Source organism: Streptomyces sp. NPDC049597 (assembly GCF_040675505.1).
Lineage (GTDB): Bacteria > Actinomycetota > Actinomycetes > Streptomycetales > Streptomycetaceae > Streptomyces.
In genome coordinates, this window is sequence record NZ_JBFAOY010000022.1 from 16,383 (window position 1) to 36,462 (window position 20,080).

16 protein-coding genes are annotated in these 20,080 nt (G+C 68.1%); 8 read left to right on the forward strand and 8 right to left on the reverse strand.

The window, feature by feature from the left end:
- Window positions 1-157 precede the first annotated feature (157 nt).
- The 3 genes from AB0K02_RS23415 to AB0K02_RS23425 all read left to right on the forward strand — a co-directional run bounded on the left by AB0K02_RS23415 (window position 158) and on the right by AB0K02_RS23425 (window position 8,036).
- On the forward strand, window positions 158-1,597 hold the full coding sequence (locus tag AB0K02_RS23415; protein WP_365994452.1) for a hypothetical protein: 1,440 nt from the start codon (window positions 158-160) through the stop codon (window positions 1,595-1,597).
- Complete coding sequence (locus AB0K02_RS23420) at window positions 1,594-7,080, forward strand: hypothetical protein (RefSeq protein WP_365994453.1); 5,487 nt, start codon at window positions 1,594-1,596, stop codon at window positions 7,078-7,080. Before AB0K02_RS23415 ends, AB0K02_RS23420 begins: the two co-directional genes overlap by 4 nt.
- Before the next feature lie 593 nt (window positions 7,081-7,673).
- A complete protein-coding gene (locus AB0K02_RS23425; RefSeq protein ID WP_365994454.1) occupies window positions 7,674-8,036 on the forward strand; it encodes a hypothetical protein in 363 nt (120 codons plus the stop codon).
- Between the two features lie 204 nt (window positions 8,037-8,240).
- On the opposite strand, the gene AB0K02_RS23430 is transcribed toward AB0K02_RS23425, so the two are convergent.
- The 7 genes from AB0K02_RS23430 to AB0K02_RS23460 form a co-directional block, all read right to left on the reverse strand.
- Entirely contained in the window at window positions 8,241-8,444 is a 204-nt protein-coding gene (locus AB0K02_RS23430) for a cold-shock protein (RefSeq protein WP_365994455.1), read from the reverse strand.
- 214 nt (window positions 8,445-8,658) lie between these two features.
- On the reverse strand, window positions 8,659-9,780 hold the full coding sequence (gene tgmC / locus AB0K02_RS23435; RefSeq protein ID WP_365994456.1) for an ATP-grasp peptide maturase system methyltransferase: 1,122 nt from the start codon (window positions 9,778-9,780) through the stop codon (window positions 8,659-8,661).
- A complete protein-coding gene (gene tgmB, locus AB0K02_RS23440; RefSeq protein WP_365994457.1) occupies window positions 9,777-10,724 on the reverse strand; it encodes an ATP-grasp ribosomal peptide maturase in 948 nt (315 codons plus the stop codon). Before tgmB ends, tgmC begins: the two co-directional genes overlap by 4 nt.
- A complete protein-coding gene (tgmA, locus tag AB0K02_RS23445; RefSeq protein WP_365994458.1) occupies window positions 10,721-11,032 on the reverse strand; it encodes a putative ATP-grasp-modified RiPP in 312 nt (103 codons plus the stop codon). The genes tgmB and tgmA overlap by 4 nt, the downstream gene beginning before the upstream one ends.
- 182 nt (window positions 11,033-11,214) lie before the next feature.
- Window positions 11,215-11,805: a methyltransferase domain-containing protein gene (locus AB0K02_RS23450; protein WP_365994459.1), complete on the reverse strand. Its 591-nt coding sequence runs from the start codon at window positions 11,803-11,805 to the stop codon at window positions 11,215-11,217.
- Window positions 11,802-12,134: a hypothetical protein gene (locus tag AB0K02_RS23455; protein WP_365994460.1), complete on the reverse strand. Its 333-nt coding sequence runs from the start codon at window positions 12,132-12,134 to the stop codon at window positions 11,802-11,804. Before AB0K02_RS23455 ends, AB0K02_RS23450 begins: the two co-directional genes overlap by 4 nt.
- A 225-nt stretch (window positions 12,135-12,359) precedes the next feature.
- Window positions 12,360-13,583, reverse strand: coding sequence for a helix-turn-helix transcriptional regulator (locus AB0K02_RS23460; protein WP_365994461.1), 1,224 nt, complete (start codon window positions 13,581-13,583; stop codon window positions 12,360-12,362).
- 508 nt (window positions 13,584-14,091) lie between these two features.
- On the opposite strand from AB0K02_RS23460, the gene AB0K02_RS23465 reads away from it, so the two are divergent.
- The 5 genes from AB0K02_RS23465 (at window position 14,092) to AB0K02_RS23485 (ending at window position 18,325) form a co-directional block, all read left to right on the forward strand.
- Complete coding sequence (locus tag AB0K02_RS23465) at window positions 14,092-14,274, forward strand: hypothetical protein (protein WP_365994462.1); 183 nt, start codon at window positions 14,092-14,094, stop codon at window positions 14,272-14,274.
- 1,396 nt (window positions 14,275-15,670) lie between these two features.
- On the forward strand, window positions 15,671-16,240 hold the full coding sequence (locus AB0K02_RS23470; RefSeq protein ID WP_365994463.1) for a hypothetical protein: 570 nt from the start codon (window positions 15,671-15,673) through the stop codon (window positions 16,238-16,240).
- A gap of 205 nt (window positions 16,241-16,445) precedes the next feature.
- Window positions 16,446-16,745 (forward strand): hypothetical protein, encoded by a 300-nt coding sequence (locus AB0K02_RS23475; protein ID WP_365994464.1) that lies wholly within the window; start codon window positions 16,446-16,448, stop codon window positions 16,743-16,745.
- 46 nt (window positions 16,746-16,791) lie between these two features.
- Window positions 16,792-17,400 carry a DnaB-like helicase C-terminal domain-containing protein gene (locus AB0K02_RS23480; RefSeq protein ID WP_365994465.1) on the forward strand — a complete coding sequence of 203 codons (609 nt, stop codon included), beginning with the start codon at window positions 16,792-16,794 and terminating at the stop codon, window positions 17,398-17,400.
- 178 nt (window positions 17,401-17,578) lie between these two features.
- Entirely contained in the window at window positions 17,579-18,325 is a 747-nt protein-coding gene (locus tag AB0K02_RS23485) for a hypothetical protein (protein WP_365994466.1), read from the forward strand.
- Between the two features lie 371 nt (window positions 18,326-18,696).
- Here the strand turns inward: AB0K02_RS23485 and AB0K02_RS23490 are convergent, their stop codons facing one another.
- A complete protein-coding gene (locus tag AB0K02_RS23490) occupies window positions 18,697-19,563 on the reverse strand; it encodes a hypothetical protein (RefSeq protein WP_365994467.1) in 867 nt (288 codons plus the stop codon).
- Window positions 19,564-20,080: the final 517 nt, after the last annotated feature.

Here is a 20,080-nt window from a genome sequence, read left to right on the forward strand (position 1 = left end):
CGCCGTGCTGTCCTCTACCGCGTCTGCAGAAACCGCGCGAGTCGAGAGGTTTTGAAAGGGGGATATTCCCGGAACTCCCGCCGTCTACCTTTTACTGGTAAAAGAAGCGGCTTGGTGTGGACTGGTGGATGCGGCCCGGGCGGGGGAGGCTGGGGAAATGGGACGCAGGCATCTGGTTTACGTGCTGCCCGGGATCGGTGGCAGCGTGCTGGAGCGGCGGCCTGAGGACGGCCTCAAACAGCCGGAGACTGTGTGGGACGCAGGCTTCTGCGACATCGCCGACCTGCTGTCGCGGCCGTGCCGACTGTCGATGGATGAGCCGCTGCGGGCGGTGGGTCTGATTGGCTCCAAGCGGCTGCTGCCGGGCTGGACTGTTGTCCCTGGCTACGAACGGCTGGTGGCGAACCTCCAGGCCCTGCCCGGTACGGTCATCGACGTTGGGCACCCAGACCGGCGGAACCCAGACGCGAACGTGGTGCTGTTCCCGTACGACTTCCGCCTCAGCGTCAGGCACGCCGCGAAGCTGCTCGCCGCCGACGTCCACAACCGGCTGCAGGATGTCGCCCCGTCCGAGCGGGCGGGGCGGGTCGTGGTGGTCGCTCATTCGATGGGCGGTCTGATCGCACGGTACTGGCTGGGCCCGCTGGAAGGCTGGTCGCTGTGCCGGGCCCTGATCACACTGGGCACGCCTCACCGCGGCGCCCCGAAGGCATTGCAACTGCTGGCCAACGGTGTACGGGTGGCGGGGATCCGGCTGGACGGGGTGAGCGACCTGCTGGGCCAGTGGCCGTCGGTGGCCGAGTTGCTGCCCCGCTACCCGATGGTCTGGGACACCGCCGCCGCGGCTCCCCTCTACCCCCATGATGTTCCCCTGGACAGCCTGCGCTTGCTGGCGAAGCAGGGCTTCGCGCTGCATGAGGAGATCGAACAGGCGTGGCAGGCCATGCCGCGCAGCGGCGCCGAGCCGCAGGTGGTGCCCCGGCTGGGCTGGAGCCACCGCACTGCGGGCTCGGCGGTCTGGGATGGCCACGCGCTGAAGGTCAGCAAGATGCTGCCGGACTGGCTGGAGCTGGCGGGCTGGGAGGAAGATCATGGCGACGGCACCGTACCGGCAATCTCGGCTGTGCCGGTGGAGATGGACGGCCACGACACCTCCGGCTGGCGGGCCCGCGACCGCCACGGTCCCATCGTCTCCGCCGACTGGATTGCCGGCCTGGTCCAGGTCTACGAGGAACGGCAGAGGCTGACCGCGGCCCGCGGCGAGGAACGCGAGGCCGCCCTCGGCCTGGATATGGACGAACTCCACGCTCAGGGCGCCACGATCCCGCTTCGGGTGCGGTTGCGCGGGGGCAGCCTGCCGCAGGAGGCCACCACCGGCGAGGCCGGGCTCGCGGTCTGGGCCACCCTGCGCCCGGTGCGCGGCCCGCGGTCTGCGGTCGCGGAAGTTCGGCTCGAGTGGGACTGTGACGGAGGTAGCTACGTCACGGAACTGCCCGGCCAGGAGCCCGGTCTCTATGACGTGCGGGTGAGTGTTCGGGCCGTGCCCGGCGTCGGTGACCTGTCCGCGTCCGACACCCTCGCGGTGGTGGTTCCATGAGTTCTGCCGGTTCGTGGCCCCGCTGGTCCCTCGACGGGGAACCGGCCGCGCTGGCCAAGTACGTGCTGCCCGACGAGGTGGCAGCCCTGCTCCACCTGCCCGGACCCCCGGCCGACAGCCGGCTTGGGCAGGCCCAGGCGGTGTACGAGGCACTGAGCGGTGCCGGGATCACCTACTCCCACGAGGAGCCCTCCGACGATCCCGACCGCCAGGTCATCCGTCAGCCCGGCGAGGTGCTGTGGTGCCCCAAGCACGCCACCTGTCTGGACCTCGCCCTGATCCTGGCTGGCGCCTGCCTCCACTCCGGCCTGCATCCCCTCGTCCTTATCCTCGACCCGCCCGAGCCTGGAGGCGCCGCCCACGCCCTGCTCGGCGTGTGGATCGACGACCTCGGCTCCGACGACTCCTACGGCATCCAGATCCCGGACGTGGACGTATGGGCCAACCGCCCCGGAGGCTTCGACGAGCTGGTCCAGACCGACCCTACGGGGCCATCGAGGCCGCTGCTGCTACTGGACCCGATCGGCGTCGCGCAGGCCCTGCCCTCCTCACCCATCCTCGGCGCAAGCGCCGCCTTCACCGATGCTGCGCGTGCTGGGGCCCGCTACGCCCGCGAGTGGACCTGGCGTCTGGCTGTCGACATCGGCCGTGCCTGGCGTGCCCGCGACACCCATGCTCCGGCTGACCGCCCTGACGACCAGCCGCTGCGCCCGCCGTATGTGGCGCTGGACCCGCTTGTGCACCGGCCCCTGCAGGTGCTGCAAGCCGAGCACGCGGTGGTGCCCTTCCAGGCCCGGGACGAGCTGACCATCCTCACCGACTGGTGCCGCACCGCCGCCGCCGGACCCTACACCGGCATCGCCGTTATCCATGGCGTCGGTGGCGCGGGCAAGACCCGACTCGCTCTGGAGCTCGCCCACCAACTAGCCACTCGCGACGGCTGGTACACCGGATACTTACGCGAAGGCGCCACCGGGCGGGACTGGTTGGGCACTGTCGTCTCCCCCACCCTCATCGTCCTCGACTACGCCGACGCCCGCACCGCCGACGCCGAACACCTACTGACCATCCTCAAACGCCGCGTCGACCGCGGCGCCGCGCCCGCTATCGTCATCATGACCGCCCGCGCCATCAACGGCCAATGGCTCACCACTCTACGCAGGACATGGAACCGCGACGGCCACCTCGTCCGCGAAGGCGACCCCCTGCACCTCCCGCCCGAGCACCCCGCCGGCGCCGCCATCTTCCGTCGCGCCGCCCGTACCTTCCACCAGGGGCCCGACACCGACCTCGACCTTGAGGCCGCCGACCAGGCTGCACCGGCCGATTGGACCACCCTGGACTTCATCCTGCTGGCCCTCCTCGCCGCCCGCAGCCCCGACCAGCTCCCCACTACACGCGAGGAGCTTTACGAAGAAGTCCTCGCCCACGAACGCACCTACTGGACCCAGACCCACAACCGAATCGCCGGCCTACCCAAAGACGCCGACGCTCCCCTCGACGTCCTCAACCGATCCGTCGCAAGCCTCACCTTGCGCGCGCCCACCACCCGCAGAGAAGTCCATGCCGCGCTACGCGCCGTGGAAGAGCTCCGCGACGACACACAATGGCGCGAGACAGTCCGCACCACACTGACCACCTGCCTGCAACCCGGGCCTGGCGAGCCCCTCGTCCTGCGCCCGGACCCCATCGCTGACCACCTCACTCTCCACGAACTCCACGACGACGGAGCTCTGCTCACCAGCATCCTGGACGGCCTTGAGGGCGACCATCTTCTGTCCGCCCTGCGCCAGCTCAACCGTGCCGCCGCAGCTGCACCCGACAGCACCACAGACATGGTGACGGCGTGGGGCAGCGCCAGAACAGACCGCTGGGAGTCCCTCCTCCTTATCGCTATGGAGCAAGGCGGCACCGCGCTATCCGCGCTCCACCAACTCATCGACAAAGACCCGGCGGTGCCCTGGCTCGGTGCGCTCTCCAGCGCCATCCCGGTCACTTCGATCGGCCTCCCCGAACTCGGCCTGCATGCCGATCTCCGACGGCTCTCGATCCTGCGGGCCGATGACACCTCTCAACCCGCCAACATTGCTGCCCAGCTTCAGCGCGTCGGCCTCCGCCAATACAACGTCGGCGATCGGCGGGCGGCTGTGGCCTCGATCACCGAGGCCATCGGCTACTACCGCACCCTGGCGAAGACAGACCCAGACACCCACCTCCCCAACCTCGCGATATTCCTGAACAACCTCGCCGTTCAGCAGGGGGAGGTCGGCGATCGGCGGGCGGCTGTGGCCTCGATCACCGAGGCCATCGGCTACTACCGCACCCTGGCGAAGACAGACCCAGACACCCACCTCCCCATCCTCGCCTCGTCCCTGTACAACCTCGCTATCCAGCAGCGTGCGGATGAGGATCGGGAAGGGGCTCTTTCCTCGAACGCTGAGGCCGTCGGCTACTACCGCACCCTGGCGAAGACAGACCCCACCCACCTCCCCAACCTCGCCGACAGCCTGTACAACCTCGCCAACCGGCAGGGTGATAACGGAGATCGAGAAGGGGCTGTGGCCTCGATCACCGAGGCCGCCGGCTACTACCGTGCTTTGGCGAAGGCAAACCAGGCCGTCCATCTCCCCAACTTCGCGATGTCCCTGAATAACCTCGCCGCTCGGCAGAGCGAGGTCGGTGATCAGCGGGCTGCTGTCGCCTCGAACGCTGAGGCCGTCGACTACTACCGCACCCTGACGAAGACGGACCCCGCCTACCTCCCCAACCTCGCCGACAGCCTGTACAACCTCGCCGCTCGGCAGAGCAAGGTCGGTGATCGGCGGGCGGCTGTGGCCTCGATCACCGAGGCCGTCGACTTCTACCGCACCCTGGCGAAGACAGACCCGGACACCCACCTCCCCAACCTCGCGATGTACCTGAACAAGCTCGCGATCCTGCAGAGCAACGTCGGTGATCAGCGGGCTGCTGTGGCCTCGATCACCGAGGCCGTCGACCACAACCGCACCCTGACGAAGACAGACCCAGACACCCACCTCCCCAACCTCGCCAACAGCCTCACCAACCTCGCCAGGCAGCAGAGCAAGGTCGGCGACTACGAAGCGGCACTGGCCTCGCAAACCAAGGCCGTCGACTACTACCACGCCCTCGCTCAAGGAGACCGGGCCACCTATCTCCCCAAACTCGCCGACAGCCTGAACATACTCGCCGCTCGGCAGAGCGAGGCTGGCGATCGGCGGGCGGCTGTGGCCTCGATCACCGAGGCCGTCAACTACTACCGCACCCTGGCGAAGACAGACCCAGACACCCACCTCCCCAACCTCGCCGACGGTCTGAACGACCTCGCCATCCAGCAGAGCGAGGTCGGCGATCAGCGGGCGGCTCGGGCCTCGATCACCGAGGCCGTCAACTACTACCGCACCCTGGCGAAGACAGACCCCACCACCCACCTCGCCGACGGTCTGAACAACCTCGCCGCTCGGCAGAGCGAGGCCGGTGATCAGCGGGCGGCTCTGGCCTCGATCACCGAGGCCGTCGAGCACAACCGCACCCTGGCGAAGACAGCCCCAGACACCCACCTTCCCAACCTCGCGATGTCCCTGAAGAACCTCGCTAGGCGGCAGAACGAGGCTGGCGATCAGCGGGCGGCTCTGGCCTCGATCACCGAGGCCGTCAACTACTACCGCACCCTGGCGAAGACAGACCCAGACACCCACCTTCCCGACCTGGCCGACAGCCTGAACGACCTCGCCGCTCGGCAGAGCGAGGTCGGCGATCAGCGGGCGTCACTGGTCTCGCACACCGAGGCCGTCGACTACTGCCGCACCCTGGCGGAAGCGGACCAGGCCACCCATCTCCCCAACCTCGCGATGTACCTCAAAAACTTCGCCATCCAGCAAAGCGAGGTCGGCGATCAGCGGGCGGCTCTGGCCTCGATCACCGAGGCCGTCAACTACTACTTCGCCCTCGCCCAGGCGGACCTGGCCACCTACCTCCCCAAACTCGCCGACAGCCTCAACGACCTCGCCGTCCAGCAGCGCGAGGTCGGCGACCATGAAGCGGCTCTGGCCTCGCAAACCAAGGCCGTCGACTACTGCCGCACCCTGGCGGAAACGGACCGGGCAACCCATCTCCCCAACCTCGCGATGTACCTAAACAACCTCGCCCTCTGGCAGAGCGAGGTCGGCGATCAGCGGGCGGCTCTGGCCTCGATCACCGAGGCCGTCAACTACTACCGCACCCTGGCGAAGGCAAACCCGGCCGTCTATCTTCCCAACCTCGCTGGCAGCCTGTACAACCTCGCCATCCGGCAGAGCGAGGTCGGCGATCAGCGGGCGGCTCTGGCCTCGATCACCGAGGCCGTCGACTACTACCGCACCCTGGCGAAGACAGACCCAGACACCCACCTCCCCAACCTGGCGATATACCTGAACAAGCTCACCGACCTGCAGAACGGCGCCAAAGTCCCCTCTGCCGCCTGGGAGGAGGCCATCATTGACCTGGAACTCAGCCCGCTCGCCCAAGCGGAACTTCGTGCCCACTACGCCGACTATCTTGTTGCACATGCTGACGTCGCTCTTGCCGTAGAACAGCTCGTCTGGGCGGCGCTGGCCTGCGCTGTCGGCGATCCACCATCCCTGAGCCGGGCCCGGCAACAGGTACGGAGTACCGTAACGAGCCTCGGCATCCAAGATCCGCGGCTGCCCAACTGGGCCCGTGACCCCCTGCCCGACGACGTTGTCGAACTTCTCAACCAATGGGCCAAGGTGGCCGGCTGGCCCGCCACCGAAGCATTCCTACGCGCGCACGCCGAGCGGCTCCTGCAACCGGACTTCCGCCATCACCTGGAACTGGCTGCGGCTCTCTTCCCCCAAAACCCGGCCATCGACAACCTCACTGTCTTCCTCGGTCAGGTCGATACCGAAGGCTTTGACACCGTCCTGGACCGTGGAAGGCACTATTACGAAGTATCCCAGCTACTCCGCGAGTGGATCGCAACTCCCAGTTGGGCGGAGTCCAGAGACTTCCTCGAGGAACACGGCAGCAAACTACGCACGCGAGAAGTCCAGGCATTGCTCGCCGGGACAAACGCACCCAGCGCGCGCCTGCACCTCGCCGTTCTCCAACTCACCGAAACTCTCACCTACGACGAGATCTACGAGATCGTCACCGACCGGGACGTCGCAATCGAGCAGGCATTCACCGCCGTCGACCAGGCAGATGTCCCATTCATGCATCGCGTTCTGGACGCCCGCCCGGACGTACTTACCGGCATCACCGGGGCATTCTTCGCCACAGTATCCGCTGCGGCCCACAGCGATTCCGACCAGGCCCGCCAGCACGCCGAGGCCATCGCCGAGCACGGCACGGACATCCAACGCCGCGCCTACGCGATCCGGCTCCGTACCCTTGCCCGCCTCGCCCCCGCACTCAGCAACCTAGGAGAACTTGCCGAGCTAATCCAGCCTGACGAGCACTCTTGATCAACTGCACGACAGGAGCTGGCAAGCAACGCCAACGATTGAGAGCCAACGGAAGACAGGCCGCTGGCAACCACAGAACCCCTTCATGGAACAGTAAAATCTTTGAGACACCTGATCTTGAGTCACGAACAGCTTCCTTTGACGTATCGCAGCGGAGCTGATGAGACAGGCAGCCACTGAGACAGCTGAACTGTTCCTAAGGTCCGCGCGGTCGGCAAAGGCCGCCGGTCTCCGCTCGCCGCGCTGCAGCCCTTTCCCGCCTGCTGACCAGCAGCCCGGGCGCGGGCAGCCGGACTCCCGGCGCATGAGAGCGCCTCTGCCCGGGGCCTGCTTGCCGAGTCCATCGTGCTGAACACCTCCGGCGCAGCACGGCCGACCTGCGACGCGGCGCTGACTTCGACGGGCCGCAGCCCGTATGGCGGCTGGCGGGCTACGCTCGGTGTCAGATTCGTATATCCGCTCACCGGTGCTCGGGAAGGGATGTCGTGAGGTTGACGATGAGGCGGGGGCGTCGGCGTCCGGCTGAACTGATCGGGGCGCATCGCCAGGGCGATGCAGGAGTGAGGGTCGATGCGCGTGCGGCACGTCTGTCCGTGCTCCTCACGGAAGGCCTGCAGACGCAGGTGCTGCTGACTCAGCCTCAGCACCTCAAGATGACGAGGTTGTTCCTGCTCGACGGGAACGGTGAACCGCTGGCCAACCACGGGGGTGCCCCGGACTGTGGCGGCCCTCTGCTGCCGATCCCGGTCGCGGGGGTACCCGACGACCCTGCCGGTCTGATCTCGATCGCTTTGGAGCCCGTACCGGGGACCAGCGTGGGTATGGCAGGGTCTGCTGCCGTGCCCCTCGAGGCTGCGGCCGAGTACCTCGTGCGTCATTATCGGCCTGCGCTCGATCCCTCCGCGGAACCGTGGCAGTGGGATACCCCCTGGCACGAGGCTGCGGCCTTCGAGTGAGAGGACAACGGACCTCGACGGTCCTGGCCAAACTGCCCGAGTTCGAGGCCCTCACCGGACACGTCCGGTCCGTCGGCCAGATGCTCACCGAGCGCCAGGGCGAACGGCTACCTGATGGCTCGACGCCGCCACCGGTGCATGAAGGATGAAGCGGTGCAGTGCCTGTCCGTCCCCGCTCGCGAGGGGACGGACAGGCGCCTTGGCTTACGCCGGGGTGATGTTCTCCGCCTGCGGGCCCTTCTGCCCCTGGGTGACGTCGAAGGTCACCTTCTGGCCCTCCTGCAACTCACGGAAGCCGCTGGAGTTGATATTTGAGTAGTGGGCGAAGACGTCGGGGCCGCCGCCGTCCTGCGCGATGAAGCCGAAGCCCTTTTCGGAGTTGAACCACTTCACGGTTCCGCTGGCCATGCTCAAGCCTCCCGGTCGGGAAAGGAAGCCGCACCGTGCGGCTCCCGGGGTGATCGTCCTGGCCCAACGGCAGTGCACAGCAAAGCGCCCGCGCCGGAGCGCGGGCAGGTACTGCGGAACCACGACATCTGATGAGGACGCTACACGGGGATACCGCCGCTCACCAGAGAGCAACGAGCACTGTTGCCGTCCTCTCTGCCCCTCACGTCCGCGATCACCATGTGATGCTCTGTCCTTCGGGCGTGATGGTGATGGTGAAGCGCTCCAGGTCCGGTTGCCCGTCGCGCTGCCACCTGGTGACGTGATCCTCGATCCGGTGCCACAGGCCGGCCGTGCCGCCTTGGCGGACCAGCCACCGATTGCCCTCGCGGTGCAGCGCCGCCCACGCGCCACTGTCGACGTCCAGGAAGACGTGCTGTGTGCCGCCCTCTGCCCGCTCCATCTGGAAGCGCTGGGTGCGCGGCGCTGCGGTCTGGGCGACGAACCGGGCGGTCCAGTCGTCGAGCGCATCGGGACCGACGGTCGCTTCGCATTCCTCGCCGTCGTCCAGGTCGGGCAGCATCCCGAGCGGCGGCGGCAAGTGCGGCCGGGCGAGCATGAAGGACACCTGCCCGCCGAGGAACTGGCCGGTCGCGGTTCCGTCGTCGTGCACGGTGAGGCGGACCAGTTCCGAGGAGTACATCCAGCCGCAGACGGTCGCGACGATCAGGCCGCCCGGCCGGACCTGTTCGATCCATGCACGCGGAATGTTGAGGACGCCGACCGTCGCCACGAGCCGGTCGTACGGCGCGTTCGGCTCGTAGCCCAGCAGGCCGTCGGCCGTGACGAGGTCAGGGCTCATACCGCACGCGGCGAGTGAGGTGCGCGCACGCTGGGCGACGTCCTGGTCGTACTCAACCGCGGTGACCAGGTCGTCGCCGAGCCGGTGGCACGCCAGCGCGGTCGATGCTCCGGTGCCGGCGCCGATCAGCGCGAGCTTGTTGCCGTCCTCGATGTGCGCCTCCTCCAGGATGCGCACGACGAGGCCGGGAAGGGTGCTGGAGCTGGTGGGCTGCCGGAAGATCCGGCCCTGGATGTCTCCCGGCACGATGGTGCCGGCGATCTGCGTCACCAGCGACTCGTTGGAGTAGCAGGCGGGCAGCCATGCGGGGGCGTCGGGCATGACCGGTTCCCACCCGGTGGGCCCGGGCCCGTCGACTTGGCGGAAGTACCCACCGCGGAGGAACTCGTGCCGGGGCACGTCGAGCACCGCCTGACGCCACTGCGGTGATCGAAGGCTGCCGTTGCCGGTCAGTTCGTCGGCGAGTCGTTCACGGAGAATCTTGTCGTCGCTCATCTGCTGCGCTCCAGGAGATCGGCCATGGCCGCGACCATGGGCAGGCCAGTCGGGGGTTCCAGCCATGCCCATTGGCCAGAGGGGTTGCATTCGAGGAACCACCATGTCCCGGTGCGGTCGATGGCGAAGTCGAAAGCGCCGAAGACCAGCCCGAAGAAGTCCATGTAGCGCCACAGAGCGTCCTCGATGCCGGGGGGCGGTTCGACGACGGAGTAGGACAGCCGCTCGTAGTCGGTGCGCCAGTCGAGGAGATCCGAGTCGATTCGCACGTAGAACACGCGGTGGCCGATGACCGTCACGCGGACGTCCGCGACTTTGTCGATGCGGTGCTGGAACAGGTGGGCGGTGCCCGAGACGCGGTCGTCGATCTGGTCGGCCGTGACCTCGTCGACGGTCACGGTGCAGGACACTCCGTCGATACGGTACAGCGGGGTGGACAGGGGCTTGTAGATCGCCGGGCCGTGCTTCTTGACGAAGGCGCGCGCGGCGTCCGGCTCGGACGTGATGAGTGTTGCCGGGACCTGTAATCCGGACTGGGCGGCGGCTGCTAGACCGGAGGGCTTGAACTCGGCGTCGCCGATGCGGTGCGGGTGGTTGACGTACAGGCAGCCGGGCAGGGAGGCCAGGACGCCGCCGAGCCCGTACCGGGCTTGGGTGAGCGCGAATCTGGCGTCCTGCTCGTCGAGGTGGGGGAAGGAGAATCCGGACGGTCTCCGGTAGTAGAGCGACCGCACGCGGGAGAGGTCGGCGGTGCGCGTCGGGGTGGAGAGCGTTCCGGTGATGCCTTGCGGCGTGAGGGTGGCCGCGACCGACAAGGTGGCGGGGAAGTCCCCGGAGTCGAGCCGCACGACCGGGGTGTTCCGGTCGTGGAGCTCGCGGATCACCAGGTCGGCCGTGGGGTCGTCGATCATGGTGACGACCAGCACCGGGCCGACCTGGCTCACTGGTCGGAGTCGTTCCCGGAGTCCTGGTCTCCGCCACCGCCGCCGCCGGGTCCCGAACCATCGGACGGGTTGCCGGTGTTGGTGGCCGGGTTGGTGCCCGTGCTGGTGCCGTGGCCCGGCATCTCCATCACGCCGCCGGCCGCGTCGCGGTAGACGGCCGTCTGGGTGACCGTGTCGATCTCGGCACTCGCATAGGCGGGGGCCATGGCCGGATACGGCGCCATGCGCTGGGTCCCCCACGGGATGGGCGTTGCGTGCCCCATGGGGATCGCGTCGTTGGTCGGGAGCCTGTCAGCGTGGTTGAACACTGTGCCTCCAGTCATCGAACTCTGATCGGCTCCCGGCACGGCACGGTTGCCATTCCACGCGGCGAGGAGGTTGGGCGCGGTCGCACTGACCGTGCCGTGCCGGGAGGTTGAACCCGCCCCCGAGCCCGAGCCTCCGTCACGGCGGCGGGGTCTGGCGTCGGACAAGGGGGCGGCGGTCTGGTTCAGCCGCCGGGACCGCGCAGCACCAGGGCGGTGCGGGGCCCGATGCTGTACCGCTCGCAGGACGCCCAGCCGTGGCCGAGTGAGGCGAGCTGCTCCTCGGTCAGGGCGCGCCGGAACGGATCCTGCTGGACGTCGTCGCCGTATCGGGTGACGTCGCTGAGGGCGTACAAGACGCCGGTTTCCGGGCTCAGCCAGCGGGCGGCGTCGGTGAGGAAGCGAGCCCAGTCGATGTACGCCAGCGACAGGCGCAGCGTCACCACGTCGACGCTGCCCGGGACGAGGGAGGGCGGGATCGTGTCGGCGTCGACGTCCCAGCGGTGGTATTCAAGGCCCGGGGACATGCCGCCTGCGCAGGCGAGTCTGATGGCCGCCCGGGAGTGGTCGTAGCCGGTGACGTTCATGCCCCAGCGGGCGAGCTGCCGTGTCCATCGGCCGTCCCCGCATCCGATGCCCACAGCTGTCATGCCCGGCTTCGGCCTCACCCGTGTGAGGAACTTCTGAAGCTCGACGTCGCTGATGAGCCGCGGGATACGGTCCCTGTTCCACCACTGGTCCCAGTCCGCCGCCGACAGCTCCCGCACCGTGTTCATGCGGCAGGCTCCGGGCCTTGGCTGATGCTTGAGATACGGCGCAACTTCGCGGGGTCGCAGCGGCGTTCCGCCGTCTCACCGGTGGGCATGTCGAACGGGTTCACCTCGGCGGGGCCGGTGTCGGCCGGCCCGATCGCGGCGATGGCCGGTCCCGGTGAACGTCTGGCCGGCGTGTAGGCGACCACGCGCCGCACCCGGGTGGGGCGGGTGGTGAACAGTGGCTCGCTGAGCCGGTCCGGTAACCGCTTCAGCCGCAGGTCTGGGGTCACGGATACGCGGGGTGTGCCAGAGCTGCTGAACATGCAGGGGATCTCGTTGTCACGGTCCATCCATGAGGTGTCCCGTGTCCTTGTTCTGGCCGTGCCGGGCATCCTGGCTCCTCCGGTTGGCGCAAGCGCGGGGCCGCCACCGGCCACCCTGTTGCATCGGTGGCGGCCCCGTGCTCTCGGGGGTAGGCCGCTCGGGGTCAGGAACCGAACGGCCAGTAACCAGGTAACTACATAGAAAGCCCAGTGACTTTCACAGTTGGTGAAAGTTTCGGCACACGGGCGGAGTTACGGCTGCACGCCCACCCAGTGGGCGTACCCGATCAGCGTGTCCGGCGTCGACCTGGCGGCCCTGACCAGGCCTGCGACCGTCTCCCGGACGCTGGGGTGATACTTCGCCTGCTGCGGCGCCGCCTTCTTCGCCCTCATCAGCGATGCCAGCGCGTCGTCCGTCTTGCCCGTCCAGAGCTGCGCACGGGCGGTGTCAATCCAATGGTGCCCCACCCGGTCCGGCGGAAAGCCCTCGGGGAAGGTGACCTTCTTCGCGAGGGCCAGGGCCTTGCCGTGCTGCCCCAGTTCCAGCTCGACGGCCGATGCGTGGATGGCCACGTTCGTCGGCCCGAACGACATCAGATGATGCCCGTCGGCAAGGCCACCCTCGACCTCGACGTCACCCAGCATCTCCGCGAGCTTCCTCGCCTCCTTCAGCGCCTCGCGTGCCGCCGGTCCGTCACCCTGTCGCGTCGAAAGGATCGCGGCTCGCAGGTTCAAGTTCCCCGCCGCGCACAGAGCGGCGGGGTGGCCGGCTGCGACCTCGGCGGCAATCTCGTCCCGCGCGATGTCGATGATCTTGCGTCCGACCTCGTGGCGACCCGTTGAGAACGTGGACTGCGCTCGCATGTACCGGTACAGCGACATCAGGAACAGGTCTCCCGACCGGCTCGCCGAGTAGTCCATCCTCGTCATCAGCAGCGACGCAAGATCGGTCAAACCGAGCCCGTACGCGACGTCATGGGCCGAGCGGTAGACCTGCACGAGCATGTGGTGCGCCCGGCGAGCATGCTCGCCCGTCAGGGTCTGCGAGAACTGCACGAGCTCGTTGATCAGTGCCGGTGCCCACTGTGCGATCTGACCGAAGGAAGCGCCGCGACGGACCTTCACCAGGCGGTCGATGTCCGCGCGGATCTCGCTCATCGTGCGAACCGGGACCTCTTCCAGCGGCATGTCCCAGTTGTCGAGCGCCGCCCGCAGCTCCGCGAGCGGCCCGTCCAGGTTGTCGTGGAAGTGTTCGACGCTGAACGGCTGACCGTTCAGTGCCGTAACCGGCATGTCCATCGCTCTAGCGCACGCCGCGGTGAGCGCAGCCGAAGCGGGTTTGATCCCGGCCTCCACCTTCGTCAGCAGGCTGTAGGAGACGTTCGCCTTATTCGCGAGCTGCACTTGGGTCATGCCCCGGAGACGCCGGTTCGTCGCAATGCGCGCCCCAGTGCCAGTGTCCGTCGTGCCAGGCATACTTGGCTCCGTCCCTCGTAGTGGCCTACCGGGACGGTACCCCCGCGCAGGGTGCGGGGGGATAGCGATGCACGATGGCCCGGCCCGGCTCATGACGGACCGGGCCATCCGCCTCCCGGAATCCCTTTCCGAGCACGACGGCTCTGTTCAGCGCCGCCGGCAGGATCCGCTCCTGGCCCTCTGAGGAGCCCGCCAAAGGCGCCGCACGCCGGCCGGGCGTGGCAGCGTCTCGGTGGGTTCGCATGAGCTGTCATCGCAGGAGAACCTGCGCCGGCCACGCAGCTGACGGCCTCTGCCTTCGGGGTCGTAGTGGGGGGAGCGCGGCCAGGTCCGGGGCGGCCCGACCAACTACCCTGACCTCCTGGTCATCGAGGGGGCACATGAACATCGACGAACAGACAGAGGCCGCTCGCACCTGGGAGCCGGGAGATCCCGGGCCGCGGCCCTACGACCCGAGCGCCGCCACCGACATGCGTACCGCCGCCCTGCTCGAGCGCACAGCCACCTGGTGCGCCAGAGCCCCGAAGCCTCAGCCGAACTACACGCCGCCTTGGGCGATGACGCCGCCCTGTACAAACCGATGACCCGCACGCTGCTCGGCCGTGAGCGCCTGCGGCTGCAGATCACCGAAGACCCGGGCTTCGCCCTGTGGTTGGAGACCACCGTGGAAGGCCAAGGCATTCTGGCTTGATCGAGCTGGAGTACGGTCACGACCGGCATTCCTCATCTGGGCCCGCAGATGAAAGACGTACTACCGCAGGTCCGTGCTTGGTTGGCGACGCCAGTCCCATCCCGGGTGTTGATCCAGTACGTCGTCTGACTTCTCGACCGCCAGTTCAGCTGGCACTGGTTCCCGAACAAGGAGACACGCTCTAGCCCGGAGTGCTCGATCAACTGCGCGCGCATGAGATGCAGACCGCTGCTGCCCACGGCTTGGGGGAAGAGGCGGTGCAGCGCGTCGCGGGGCAACTGCCGCTACTCACCCACGGTGCCGGCGATGCGATCTTCCCCCGCACCCGACTGGGCCATGAACGCGGCGTGGTTCGCCATGGCCTCGTCCGCCGTGCCGTATCCGTTGTGGGGGCCTGCTGCGCGGCGGCGACGTCCTCTCGAGGAGTGGCTGACAAGGAATGGGAGCCGCGGGTGACGGCGAAGCTGGGGCCAGCCCAGGGGCTGCTGGAGCATGCGGGACTCGCGCAGTGGCCTCGCGGTAGAGGCGGGTTTCGGTGACGGTCACGGCCTGCTCGTCGCCCCCAGGTGTCGGCACGGCCGGTCATTGGTCCGCCTCCGCCACCTCGTACAGGGCCGAGCCCGGCAGGCAGGGGTGCTCGTGATGTGCAAGGCCATTGGTGCCGCGGCGGCAGGGGCGTAGTGCCCCATCGCCATAAACCCCCCAGGCAGCCCGGCCACCGGTCGAGCAGCTGCTTCGAGTACGCATCTGGCGGCAGGCCGATCAGTCCACCAGCGGAACGAGGTCTCCGGGCCCGGCAGGATGTACTTCAAGCCCGCCATCGACGTTCAGCACACAACGACGCCCTGGATACGCGCGCTGGGCCGTGATGAGGTCACGTTCGTCGAAGCGGCCCGTGAAGATGATGACGCCTTGGACGAGCTCCACTCTCTCGGTCGCTGTCGGCCACCGGCTTACCAGAGCTTCTGTAGTCATTGGCGCGGGTGCCGGCGGCAGATCGGGACCGGGCATGCACGCTCACCTCGGACGGTTCAGGGCTGCAGTCAGCCGGAGAAATCGGTGCGATTCATCTCAGCAGCACCCTAGTCGGCGTTTCGGGGCGGCAGAGGCAGGTCCCCCGCTCTCCCGGCAGTACCGCAAGTCTGCCGCCGAAGGTCCTTCGGAGCCGGGCGGGCTGAGCGCGGGGAGCAGGCGCTTCTGACAGCCATAGGCTGCCAGCGCCGGTCCTTTCGGATTAATCGCCCCTCTCGCGCCGCCGGTCTAGGGCATCCTCATGGACGGAAGAAGCTTTGGCGCGCCGCCGGCCAGTCTGCCCGCGAGCTGCCGGGCGTCAGGACGGGAGAGTGGTCGGGCAGCGTGCCGGGAGTGGGAGGCTGGAGATGGTGTCATGGGTTGGATGACGGAAGCGTTCGGCGAGTCACATGAAGGCATCGTGGGAGCGGTCCTCTCCGACGGCAGCGAGCCGCAGCCTGTGTATCTGGACGTCGGCAGCGGATCGGGTTCCGGTTGCCGGACGGGCGAGTGGTGGGCATACGACGGGCAAATGGGCAGGCCGAAGGGGGCTTCCTACCGAGCGGCGTGTGCGTGCGGCTGGCGCGGTGAGAGTTACCCGATCGACTGGAAGCAGGCGGACGACAGCGGTCTTCAAGACATCGACACCTCCCGCCCCCACATTGACTGGGTCGACCACATCCACTGCGTCGAACGTCGGACGGTGCCGCTGCCCGACGAAATCTCCGAGACCCTCGGCCGACTGGAGGAGCAGCTGACCCGGCTTGCCGAGCAGGCACCCGCGACGGCACTGAAGGCCGTGGCCACGCTAGAACGCCTCACCCGAGACGTCGGACGCGAAGCCGCCTCTGCCGCAGAGGCAGACGAGCTGTCACCGAAGACGATCGGGCAGGCGCTCGGAATCAGCCCTGGCCGAGCCCGCTCCCGCCTCGCCGGCTATCTCCTGGCTCGGTGACGTTTCGCTCAGTGCCACTCGCAGGCGATCAAAAACACGCGGCCGTGGCCGGTGTCCCCGTCCAGCGCTGCCACCTCGCCCAATAGCACCTGCGAACCCGGGCGGGGCCTGGACCCCCGTCACGCACGTGCCGCTGACCCCGCGGCTCGTTCCGAGGCCAGCAGATCGGACGTGACACACCCGACCCTTTAGGAAAGGGAACACCGTGAGCTACGACTGCCCAGTGTGCCTGGAGCCACTCGCCCCCGACTCGGAGGGGACGATCGCCGTGGTCGGCGTGACCAAGGACCAGCCCGACAACTGGGTGTGGGGTCCCTATCCCGTCCACGACGCACCCTGCAGCAAACGCCTAGCCCACCCTGAGCTCCTGCACCTGCTCGACCTCGACGGACACGTCAGGACTCAAATCCGCTTGCCCGCCCACGCGCCGACGACGCGCGACTTCCTGGCCCACTCGGACGAGCTCACGAGGTCGCCCTTCGTACGCCGCTACTCCCTGCAGTAGCTGGTCCGACAAAATCTCCGGCTCCGACCGCCTGGACGGAACGGGCATGACGCCATGGCCGGAGATGGATGACGTCATCAACCTGAATGTCGGTCACCTCAGCTGCCTCGGAGCCCGCTCCCGCAGCCGCGAGGCGCAGGCCGGCTACGACATCGCCGTCCACAACGCAGCGCGGGGATTGCGGGTGGCGATGTTCGCCCCCGACCTCACTGCCCGCAATCCCGTGCCGGGGCTGACCATCCACCGCAGCCAACCTCTGACCGCCGCAGGCATCGAGACGAAGCTGACGGACATGGTCGACAGCAGAGTCCGGGCGGACCTGGTTGTCATCGACCGGCTGCAGCTCATGCACACCGACGACGGATCCCGGCGCGTCACCCGCCCCGAACAGGTGGAGCCCGTGTCCTTCGAACTGAAGCACATCGCCATGAGCGAGTACCTCGGCCAGCCGCCCGTTCTACTCATCGCCCGACTTGAACGCCCCCGCCGACAAGGGCACGAACTGCACCTGGACGACCTAGGCATCGCCGCAGAGATGGAGTACCACGCGGACACCGTGGCCCTCCTCGACCGCACCGAGCCGGCCGAAGTCAACGTCCTCGTCGCCAAAGACCGATCCGGCCCAACGCCCCGCCGCCTCAGCGTCAGCTGGTAGCCCTGGACGACACATTCAACCTGGCGCCCGCGCGGACTTGGGGCCCGGTTGGTCCCGGGAGCGCGAGCCAGCGGGCCTGGACAGAATCGACAAGAACACCGGCGCCGAGTCGGAAAGACAGCGGCTTCTAGCTGGCCCGGACGGGAATCGTGTCAGAAGTCTGGTTTAGGTTTGGCCTGTGAACCACAGCAGCTCCACGGCCGGGGCGCCCCGCGAGCCTGACTTGCCGCCCTATCAGGTAGTCCTGGCGGAGACTGACTGGGGTTCGCTCCAGACGGCTTTCGGGAACGGTGAGTGCCTTCCCAAGGTCTTGGCACGGTTGCTGGAGCCTGATCCCAAGGTGCAGGTCACCGCTTTGTCGGAACTGAGTGAGCTGGTCGGCCACCAGAACAGCATCTACGAGGCCACCGCCCCCGTCGCCATGTATATCGCCGGCATCCTCGCCCACCCGGCGGCCATGACCCTCCGGCCGTATCGCAACGTCCCCATCCGCGCGACATTGTTGAACTGGTTGGTGTCCACGGCCTACGACGCCTCCGACGAGATTGTCGACCGCACCGAGCGATACTTCCCTGGCTTCCTCACCCACGACACCACGCTGGCGGCCTTTCGGGACCTGCGCCCGATGCTTTATCGAGCCGTCGCGCCCTTCCTGCAGGACAGTCACGAGGAGGTGCGCGAAGCCGCCGGCCTCGCAGCGCTCATCCTCGCAGAACACCCCGCGCTTGCCCAGCGCCGCGATCACCTCGCCGTGCACGCGCGCCGCATCCTAGACACCAGCAGCAACGACCCTAACCGGCGCGTTGCCTGGAAGGCCCTCGAAGCATGGGGCCACGACGTCACCGACATTGAACCTTTTCAGGAAGAGCCCTGGGACTGCGGCCCACATAGCGATGGCCGCGGCGATCTCGAACCTCCCTTCTGACTGATAGGCGCACGGCCCACCGGCCCAAGGATGTGCGGCCAGCCGAGTATTTCGGAATGAAGAGTGGTCGTGCCACATCCGTTCCAGATCGAGCGGGGAGTCACGGGGAACGAGGGGCCAGGGCCTTGAGGGACCGCTTCGCCCGGGATGGGTGAGTGTTCCTGGGAAGTGGATCAGTCCCACCAGAAGTCCCAGTGATGGCCACCGGTGATCTGTTCGGCGTACGCGCAGGATGCGGATTGCCTGGACGGCCACCCGGTCGGCGGCCGCGCTCGCGGCGGCGAGCAGCCGGGGCGTCACGAGATGGGTCTTTGGCGCCCAGGCCAGCGGCTTCGGGCGCACGCCTGCATCGACGCCGGAGAGTTCGCTGTTCACGGGTGTCCCCACGTGGTGTGTGCCAGTACGAGGTGGCGGGCCTTTTGAAGGCGTTGGACTTGGTCGACGAAAGAGTTCGTGAACAGTCGCCGGGCGGAGGGTTCGCCGTACTGGGTGATGTGGTCGAGGACGAGCTGGTGGTCCTTCGCTGCGCGAGTGCGCCAGTCGAGGACCTGGTCGCGGGACAGGGCTTCCAGGATGAGCGGCGTCTGTTCGTCGTACTGGGTGGCGGCACCGAGGGTGCCCGGAAGGGCGGGCGCGGGCAGGAACGTCTGTGCTCGTTCGGTCAACGGCTCGTCGAGCGCGTTGACCGAGGCTGCGGTCCCTGTCCCTGCGGCGGCCGGTCGAAGCTTGGCACGCTCGGCCTCGAGCTGCTCTCGGCGCTGCCGCTTCGCCCAGGCCTCGGCTGTAGTCGCCTGGTGCAGGCGCCGCTCGGTTTCCGCCCGTCGGTCGGACTCGTCGACGTCAGGGAGCTCCGCATCGACCGCGGCCGCGATCCGGCGGCGTTGCGCGCGCCGGTCGTCGATCAGGTAGTTGCAGGTGGCGCACTCGTCACCGGTGTCCAGCCGCACGTGTTCGTCGCATCGGACGTCGGAGCAGCCCGGGCGCTGTGGCAGCCCGCGGCTGATCAGCCAGCCGACCGGATCGGTGACGGCCATGGGGCCTCCCTGGGCAAGGAGGCGGCGGGACAGGCGGTCGGCGAGCACGTCGTCGGCTGCTGCGCGGCCCGCGTAGCCCGCTACCTTCGCGAGCTCGCCGCGCACCGCGCCGGTGATCAAGTGCCGGACGTAGGGGCGGTCCAGGCGCGCCCACAGCTGCCGCACCGGTGCGAGGGCGATCCTCAGGTCTTCGGGCGGCGGCACTGCTGTGGCTCGCTGCCGGGTACCTGGAGTCGCCCGCCTGGCTGCGGCCGGCGATGCCTTGAGCTCCTCCGGAAGCTTCCCGAGGGGGACGGACTTTTTCGGCTTGTCCCCGCGCAGCGGGCCAGCCTCACCAGTGACCAACGTCAGAGGGCCACGATCAGGAGCATCCCGGGCCTGATCCTCGCGCGGGCCCGCGCGGTCCGGCAGACCACGGAACCCCCCACGGCCTTCGCCGGAAAACCCAGGAGAGAGCGCCACTGGATCCACCCCAGAAGCCACAGAAGCGTGGAGAGCGTGGTGGTGTGCAGCAGCGGCGAGGTCTGCGCCCTTACCGCTCACCCCTGAAGGCCCAGTGGCTGCAAGGGGGTGGCGTGCGGCGGGCCCTTCGAGATCTCCGGATGCAGTAGCAGGGAGGTCTGACGCCACGGCATCGGCAGCCTGGCGTACCCCATGAGCCGAGCGGGCGCAGGCCTCGGCCACCGGCACCACCCTCAGCCGAGCCTTCCCCTGCAGACCA

Coding starts and splice junctions, on each gene's coding strand:
- AB0K02_RS23415 (WP_365994452.1), top strand. CDS start 158: ATGGGACGCAGGCATCTGGTTTACGTGCTGCCCGGGATCGGTGGCAGC.
- AB0K02_RS23420 (WP_365994453.1), top strand. CDS start 1,594: ATGAGTTCTGCCGGTTCGTGGCCCCGCTGGTCCCTCGACGGGGAACCG.
- AB0K02_RS23430 (WP_365994455.1), bottom strand. CDS start 8,444: ATGGCCAGCGGAACCGTGAAGTGGTTCAACTCCGAAAAGGGCTTCGGC.
- tgmC (WP_365994456.1), bottom strand. CDS start 9,780: ATGAGCGACGACAAGATTCTCCGTGAACGACTCGCCGACGAACTGACC.
- AB0K02_RS23450 (WP_365994459.1), bottom strand. CDS start 11,805: ATGAACACGGTGCGGGAGCTGTCGGCGGCGGACTGGGACCAGTGGTGG.
- AB0K02_RS23455 (WP_365994460.1), bottom strand. CDS start 12,134: ATGGACCGTGACAACGAGATCCCCTGCATGTTCAGCAGCTCTGGCACA.
- AB0K02_RS23460 (WP_365994461.1), bottom strand. CDS start 13,583: ATGCCTGGCACGACGGACACTGGCACTGGGGCGCGCATTGCGACGAAC.
- AB0K02_RS23470 (WP_365994463.1), top strand. CDS start 15,671: ATGACGGAAGCGTTCGGCGAGTCACATGAAGGCATCGTGGGAGCGGTC.
- AB0K02_RS23480 (WP_365994465.1), top strand. CDS start 16,792: ATGACGCCATGGCCGGAGATGGATGACGTCATCAACCTGAATGTCGGT.